We start from the raw sequence: 7338 nt of genomic DNA, 5'->3' as shown, positions 1-7338 counted from the left end.
GAGCAGCGCGATGCTTGCCCCGGCGGACAGGCTCATGGCCGGCGGGTTCACGGTGACGACCGAGACGGCCATCGTCGCCGGCAGGTAGGGCAGGACGTTCTCCTGCAGTTCCCCGGGCAGGAACTGGACGGCGATCTGCAGCACCACCATGACACCGAACAGGACGCCCAGCGCGCCCGCGGTGTGGCGGATGACGGCCGCGACGCCCAGCCCGATCAGCCCGATCAGCGTGAGGTAGGCGGTTGCGCCGAGGACGATCCGGACGATTTCCGGATCACCGAACGAGGCCTGCTGGCCGGCCGGCCGCAGTAGCAGCTGCCCGAGCGCGAAGGCGGCCAGGCAGGCGACGAGCGCACCGGCCAGCACCACCCCCGCGAAGACCGCGGCCTTCGCCGCGAGCACGACCAGCCGGTTGGGGACGGCCGCGAAGGTCGTCCGGATCATTCCGCTGCCGTACTCCGAGCTGATCATGAGGACGCCGAGCACGCCCAGCGCGATCTGGGCCACGAAGATCCCGCTGAGGCTGAGCGCGGCCGGCTCCCCGCCGACGTCCCCGCCCTGGCTGGCAGCCGCCCCACACGCGATCGCGGCCAGGCCGACGGTGAGGACGAAGGCGGCGAACAGGGTCCAGTACGTCGACCGGACGGTCCACAGCTTCGTCCACTCGCAGCGCAGGGCATTACCGAACATGTCGAGAGCTGGCCTCCGGCCGGCAGCCGCGGACGGCCAGCGCGAAGCGGCATGGCCGGGCCGGACCGCGGGCCCGCCCGGCCATGCGCTGTCGACGGGGCCGGTGGGCTCCCAGGACGTGGCGTCCGGAGACGCGATGTCCGAAGAGATGACGTCCAAAGAAATGGCGTCCGAAGAGATGGCGGGTGTGGGTGCGGCGTCCGGGGGCATGGTGTCAGGGCCTCGATCCGACGGTCGTGGGTGTGCCGGGGGATGTGTTGGGGGAGGCGGCCGGAAGGGGGTCCAGCTCGGTCCGGTAGTCGACCGAGTCCCGGGTCAGATCCATGAAGGCCTCTTCCAGGGAGGCCTGCTGGATCGACAGTTCGTGCAGGACGACACCGTGGGCGGCGGCCAGCTCACCCACCGCGGACGCGTCCGTCCCCAGCACCTCCAGGGCCCCGTCCGGCCCGGGCTGCACGCACACGCCCGCCAGGTCCCGGGCCAACAGCGTTGACAGTTGCCCGGCCTGCGGCGAGCGCACCCGGACCCGGTTGCGCGAACTGCGGGAAAGCAGGTCCGTGACGCTCGCGTCCGCGACGAGCCGGCCCCGTCCGATCACGATGAGATGGTCGGCGGTCAAAGCCATCTCACTCATCAGATGGCTGGAGACCAGCACCGTCCGTCCTTCGGCGGCCAGCTGTTTCATCAACGCGCGAATCCACCGGATGCCTTCCGGATCCAGGCCGTTCACAGGTTCGTCGAAAAGAAGCACGCCCGGATTTCCGAGCAACGCGGCCGCCACTCCCAGACGCTGTAACATCCCGAGTGAAAATGTGCGGATCCGCCGGCGGGCGACTGTGGCGAGGCCCACCATTTCCAGCACGGTGTTCACCCGGGACGGGCTGATGCCGTTACTGCGCGCGATACACAGCAGGTGGCTGGACGCGCTGCGGCCGCCGTGCACGGCACGCGCGTCCAACAGCACTCCCACCTCGCACAACGGTCGCCGGATCGACGCGTACGGCCTGCCGTTGACCCGGATCTCGCCCATGGTCGGCAGGTCCAGGCCGACAACGGCGCGCATCGTTGTCGACTTTCCCGCTCCGTTCGGCCCGAGAAATCCGGTAACCCGGCCGGGAAGGACCTGGAACGAAAGGCCGTCCACCGCGACGACTGATCCGTAGCGTTTGGTCAGCCGATCAACTTCGATCATCTGTCTCCATCCGGACCGTGTACGGACTGCCCCGGTGCCGGCCATGGCCACCGACCGGCTCCTGCCTGAGGAAACCCCAGACGCGGCTACCCGGGATACTCGTTGTCCTCCGGCCGACACCGGTGGCCGGAGGACAACGGCGCCGGCCGCCCGATAGTGCCGGGCAGCCGATCGGCTTCCGTCCGCGACGACTGGTTGCCACCGGCACGGTCGATCAGCGTCGGCACGACTGACAATATAGCCGCATGATAATGTTTTTTATGTGCTTTCCTCCCGTGAAGGTCGGATGTCAAAATATAGCGAGACCACCGCCAATAAGATCATTGTTGGTGGCAGGCGGCCGGCCACGCGTGTCAGGCCGGCACCGGCACCGGTCACGGTGTTCCCCAGCGCCGAGCTCTCCAGCGTCGACGTCGCCGCGGCCGGCACCCTGGGGATCAGCCCGCTCGAGCAGCTGATGTTGCGCGGCGACGGGCTGACCACCACGTCACTGGAAATTCTCACCGGCCGTCGGATCACCGTCCGTGTGCGCCGTCAGCAGCGCCTCCCGCTGACCGTACCGGGCCAGCGCGGCCACGCGGCGGACGCCCGGGGAGGGGACAGCGGCTCCCTGTTCCACGAAGACCCCTGGTTCCACGCAGCGGCCACCCGCGCCCATCGCGACACCTACGCCGACATCGGGTTACGCGACCTCGAGGGCAGCCCCGGAGACGATCTCCTGGTCCGCGAGGTGCTTCTCACCGGTGACAACGGTGTCGTTCACGGGGCGGCATCCGTGCTCGCCATCGTCGACAGGCTGCCGGTCGACGTCGTGCGCGCGCTCGACACCGAGGAGCCGATCGGCAGGCTGCTCACGCGGGCCGCCCTACCGATCGTCCGTGAGCTGCGGTCATGGGGACGGCTGCCGGCCGGCGGCATCGCCACCTGCCTTGGGCCGGGTCTCAGCGCGCAGTCCCAGGTGCCGGCCCGTACCTACCGGATGCGTGACATGCGGACAGGCCGCCCCCTGACACTGATCACCGAGTGGTTCTCCCCCCGCCTGTTCGGCCTCGACCCGAGCTGACGGCACCGGCCGCGCCACGCCGCCATCCGGTCACGCCATGCCGCCATCCGAAGCGAGACGCGTCGTCATGCCCGCTCACGAGCCTCTCGCGGCCCGCTCAGACCCACTCGCGGCTCACCCACGGCCCGCCCAGGCCCGTTCACGGTCCGCTCACAGCCCGTTCGCACGGAATATCCATGGCCAGGCCGGTTGTCGCCGAACCGGCCGGACACCGATGACCGGACCACCGGTCGCGCCGACGCGCCGACCAGCGTGACCGATCGGAAACACGGGAACACAGCAGCACAGGAGCGTGGCGGCGTCGCTGCGACAAGGGCTTCCTCTACCTATCGCTACTTACTATAAGTGATATAGATCATATTCTTTGCCACTGTAAGTAACGAGCGATCGTCATTAAGCACAACTCGTTTCCATCCGTTACCCTCTGTTTCATCAAGCTCCATCAACGCCGGCCCAGCCGGGCAGCCGCCCTCGCCCGGGCCGGACGCCAAGGACCTGAGGAGGCAACCACGTAATGACGGCGGAGACTCCGGCGAGACCGCCGCGGATGCGACGGGGATCACCACGCCAGGCCCGCACCGGCCTGCCCTGCCCCCCGGCCGACGCCGCTATCTGGAGCCAAGGACTCACCAGGTGCTACGGCACCCGGCGCTCGGTGGACGGGATCGACATCCACGTCCCGATGGGAGCGCTGTCCGGGTTCGTCGGGCCGAACGGCGCCGGCAAGACGACCACCCTGCGGATGCTCCTCGGGCTGATCAGGCCCAGCGCGGGACACGCTTTCGTGCTCGGGCATCCGATCGAGCGGCCCGCCGGCTACCTGTCCAAGGTCGGGGCCATGATCGAAGGCCCGACCTTCCACCCCGGCCTGACCGGGCGGGCCAACCTGCGCATGCTGGCGCGGCTGCGCGGGCTGGGCCCGGAACGCGTCGCCGAGACGCTGTCCATGGTCGGCCTCGCCGGCCGGGCCGACGACCGGTTCGCCTCCTACTCCCTCGGCATGAAGCAGCGGCTGGGGATCGCCGCGGCCCTGCTGCCGCGCCCCGAGCTGCTGGTGCTCGACGAACCGACCAACGGGCTCGACCCGGCGGGCATCCGCGAGATCCGCTGCCTGCTCAAGGACCTGGCCGGAGGGCGCATGACAGTCTTCGTGTCCAGCCACCTGCTGTCGGAGGTCGAACAGATCTGCGACCACCTGGTGATGATCAGAGACGGGCAGCTGCTGTTCCAGGGCCATGTGACCGAGCTGCTCGCCGCCGGGGACCCACTGCTCGTCCTGACTCCCGAGCATCCCTGTGACGCGGTGCGGCTGGCCGCCCTGATGGGCGGCCACGGCCTGCGGGTCGACCCGCCCGAGCGCTCGCCGGACGGCTCGGTCAGCGTGCACGCCCCGGAGGGCTCGGCGGCGAACCTGAACAGGATCGCCATGAGCGCCGGTATCGCGCTGCGGGCGCTGCGGGCGTGCCGGCCCACGCTGGAGGAGACGTTCCTGGTCGCGACGGGGGGAGTCGACGGGGATCTGATCCCACGCAGCCGCAGCTCCCCGGACGTTCCCTCTGAGCTGCTCACCGCCGGGGCCGCCACATCGACCGCCTCGGGACGGGACTCGTGACCGCGGCGCTGCGGGCCGAATGGATCAAACTCGGCCGCACGCGTTTCTTCCTCGGCACGTTGGCGGCCGTCGTCTCGGTGGCCACGCTCGGCGCGGTACTGACCATGCTCTCAGTCGGACGTCGCGACTACGACGGGGTGCCCGTCACCGCACCCGCCATGTCCCGTCCGGACGGGGTCATGCAGGGGCTGGAGGCCGTCAGCATCCTGCTCGGCGTGGTCGGGCTCGCCGTCACCGCCGCCGTCATCGGCGCCGACTACACTCAGGGAACCCTGCGTAACCAGCTCATGGCCCAGCCGCATCGGCTCCGCCTGCTGGCAGGCAAGTGCCTGGCCCTGGCGACGTTCATGGCAACGATGATCGCCGCGGCCACCGTCGTGGCCGTGGCCGCGTCGTTCGTCATGGCTCCGATCCGAGGGGTGGACACCGGCGCCTGGCACAGCCTCGCCGGCCTGACGGAGATCGGCAAGGGCTATCTGAACGTGCTGGCCTCGTCCCTGGGGTACGCGACCCTGGGGCTGCTCGCCGGGGTCGTCTTCCGCTCTCCCGCCGCCGCGGTGTCGGTCGCGGTCGCCTACGCGCTGCCGCTGGAGATGCTGGTGTCGCGGATCTTCAGCCCGGCCGCGAGCTGGCTGCCCGCCCGGCTCATGGACGCCCTGGCCTCGGGTGCGCGGGGATACCAGGTCGGCTACGAAACCGCCGGCATACGCATCCTGATCTTCTGTGCCGTCGCGGCCGCGGTCACCCTGGTGCTGTTCGCGCGCCGCGACGTGACATCCTGACCGGCGCCTGGCCGGGCGCACAGCCCCGGGCGCACAGCCCCGGGCGCACAGCCCCGGGCGCACAGCCCCGGGCGCACAGCCCCGGGCGCACAGCCCCGGGCGCACAGGGCCGGACGCGCAGCCCCGGACGCGCGGGCCGGGGCTGCGCGGTCAGGTGAGCACGGCCCGCAGGTCGATCCGCATCAGCCACTGGTCGAGCTTGAACGGCGGGTACGGCCACGCGATGGCGTCCAGGACCAGCTGGTTGACCGGCAGCCACAGCACCCGCTGCCGCACGTCGACGGCACCGCGCCGCAGGCCGATATAGCGGCTGGACGGCCCGCGCAGGTGGCGCAGCCCAATGTCGATCGGCTGGCCGACCGTAAACGTCATCCGCCTGCCCCGGCCGGACGGGCGGACGGCCCGCACCGTGCCGTCGAGACCGGCGAGCACGACCGCCCCGCTGGCCGGATCGAACACGATGCTGCGGACCAGGCCGCCCGTGTCGGTGCCCGCCACGAAATGCTCCGGCGGGTTCGGCACCCCCCAGCTACGCCACGGCCAGCCGTCGGTCGCCGGGGTGCGGGTGACCAGGCCACGGTTACCGTCGATCTTCGGATAGACCGCGAGCGTCGCCGCGTGCAGCCCGTCCGCGTGGGTGCGGGCGACGTACAGGGTGCCGTTGTCGTCGAAGCACGCGGTCTCCATGCGGGAGCCGTCCACCGCGGCCCGCACCGCGGTGCTACAGGGAGTGATCGTCCCGCTCCCCTGGCCCGCGCCGCCCGCCGAATAGGAGAACTCCTGGACCGGGAAGGGGACCACCCGGTTGTCAGCGGTCCGGCAGTCACTGATCAACACGAAGCGCTCGTCGCCGGCCGTGGACGTGGGGTCGGTGACGACCTCCCGGGGATTGACCACCACCGGCACGCCGAAGACCTGGACCTCCGGGTACTGCCAGGACGCGCGTACCCGGCCCGCGGTGTCCACGACCAGCAGCGCCCCCTGGTCGGTGCCCAGGCTCGAGGACCCGAAGTACTGTGCGATCACCAGGTGGCCGCTGGCCGGCAGCCGGCCGATCGCGGCCGGGCCCCGCGACCACCGCGGCTCCCCGCGGCCTTCGTGCGGAAAGGCGTTCGCGGCCGCCTCCGGCGGCGCGGCCGCCGCAAGCTGGTCGGTCGTCCACGACCGCGTCGGATCGTAGCTCCAGGGCTGGCCGGGAGCGGGACGGCGGATCTGCCCGAGCGCCGGCAGCTCCCCGTACACCGCCGTGTCCCAGCCGAAGTACGACACGGCCGAGACGAACATCACCCGCTCGTCCGGAGCCGAACCGGTCACGATCACGTCGGCGACGTCGGCGCCGCCGACGCCACGGAACCCCGTATCGGCCCGGGGCAGCTGCGTCCGCCCGGTGCTCGACGGCACGACCAGCCGGGTGAAACGCATCGAGCCGGGCTCGAACGCCGCGATCTCCATCCCCGTCCCGGTGGGCTGGGCCTGGTTGTCCGAGAACGGCGTGGTCGCGGTGAAAACCGTCCCGTCGGAGGTGACGGTCGACATGTAGGCGGCCTGACCGGGGCCGAAACCCCAGCCGGGCACGTCCACCGTGACGATCCGGGTGTCCCTGACGCCGTCCTGGGAGCTGTCGAGGTCGCCGAAGCTGCCGGGCGCGCCGAACAGCGCGAGCGCGCCCATGCCGGCGGTATCGCCGTGATCGTAGATACGTTCCGTGCCGAACAGCAGCCTGGCCGTGCCGGCGAGCGCGCCCAGCCCCGCCGTGGTCGCGCCGGCCACCGCCCAGCGGCGGGTCACGCCCCGCCGTTTCGCCCGCGGCCGGTCCGGGCATGCGCAGGTGTCCGTACGTTCATGGCATTCTTCGCATTCCCGCCGTTCCTGATGCTCCCGGTGTTCCTGTCCTGCCGCGTGGGCACCATGGGACGACGGCGCGGGGGCGGCGCTGGCGGTGACCCGCGCGGGCACGGCGGCGGGCGGCACGGCGACAGGCGTCGGCGCGGACGCGGCG

Annotated in this window: 6 protein-coding genes; 3 read left to right on the top strand and 3 right to left on the bottom strand. The window is 71.1% G+C overall.

Features of this window, described 5'->3' with window-relative positions; genetic code table 11:
- Together NBW84_RS16730 and NBW84_RS16725 are read right to left on the bottom strand one after the other, a co-directional pair.
- On the bottom strand, nt 1-690 hold a 690-nt coding region (locus NBW84_RS16730), incomplete at its 3' end, for an ABC transporter permease (protein ID WP_250285672.1).
- Nucleotides 691-904: 214 nt separating this feature from the next.
- Complete coding sequence (locus NBW84_RS16725; protein WP_250285671.1) at nt 905-1882, bottom strand: ATP-binding cassette domain-containing protein; 978 nt, start codon at nt 1880-1882, stop codon at nt 905-907.
- Between the two features lie 286 nt (nt 1883-2168).
- Here NBW84_RS16725 and NBW84_RS16720 point away from each other — a divergent pair, with 286 nt between their 5' ends.
- The 3 genes from NBW84_RS16720 (at nt 2169) to NBW84_RS16710 (ending at nt 5339) form a co-directional block, all read left to right on the top strand.
- Nucleotides 2169-2945 carry a chorismate pyruvate-lyase family protein gene (locus NBW84_RS16720; protein WP_250285670.1) on the top strand — a complete coding sequence of 259 codons (777 nt, stop codon included), beginning with the start codon at nt 2169-2171 and terminating at the stop codon, nt 2943-2945.
- Between the two features lie 514 nt (nt 2946-3459).
- The gene (locus NBW84_RS16715; protein WP_250285669.1) at nt 3460-4557 is read left to right on the top strand and encodes an ABC transporter ATP-binding protein; all 1098 of its coding nucleotides are present in this window, start codon (nt 3460-3462) and stop codon (nt 4555-4557) included.
- The gene (locus tag NBW84_RS16710; RefSeq protein ID WP_250285668.1) at nt 4554-5339 is read left to right on the top strand and encodes an ABC transporter permease subunit; all 786 of its coding nucleotides are present in this window, start codon (nt 4554-4556) and stop codon (nt 5337-5339) included. The genes NBW84_RS16715 and NBW84_RS16710 overlap by 4 nt, the downstream gene beginning before the upstream one ends.
- Before the next feature lie 150 nt (nt 5340-5489).
- Here NBW84_RS16710 and NBW84_RS16705 read toward each other — a convergent pair whose 3' ends face one another.
- Nucleotides 5490-7109, bottom strand: a complete 1620-nt coding sequence (locus NBW84_RS16705) for a hypothetical protein (protein WP_445548739.1) — start codon at nt 7107-7109, stop codon at nt 5490-5492.
- Between the last annotated feature and the right edge of the window lie 229 nt (nt 7110-7338).

It is taken from the genome of Protofrankia sp. CiP1_Cm_nod2 (genome assembly GCF_920664355.1).
Classification (GTDB): domain Bacteria; phylum Actinomycetota; class Actinomycetes; order Frankiales; family Frankiaceae; genus Protofrankia.
This window is presented reverse-complemented; position numbering and strand designations above follow the sequence as displayed.

Coding starts and splice junctions, on each gene's coding strand:
- NBW84_RS16725 (WP_250285671.1), bottom strand. CDS start 1,882: ATGATCGAAGTTGATCGGCTGACCAAACGCTACGGATCAGTCGTCGCG.
- NBW84_RS16720 (WP_250285670.1), top strand. CDS start 2,169: ATGTCAAAATATAGCGAGACCACCGCCAATAAGATCATTGTTGGTGGC.
- NBW84_RS16715 (WP_250285669.1), top strand. CDS start 3,460: ATGACGGCGGAGACTCCGGCGAGACCGCCGCGGATGCGACGGGGATCA.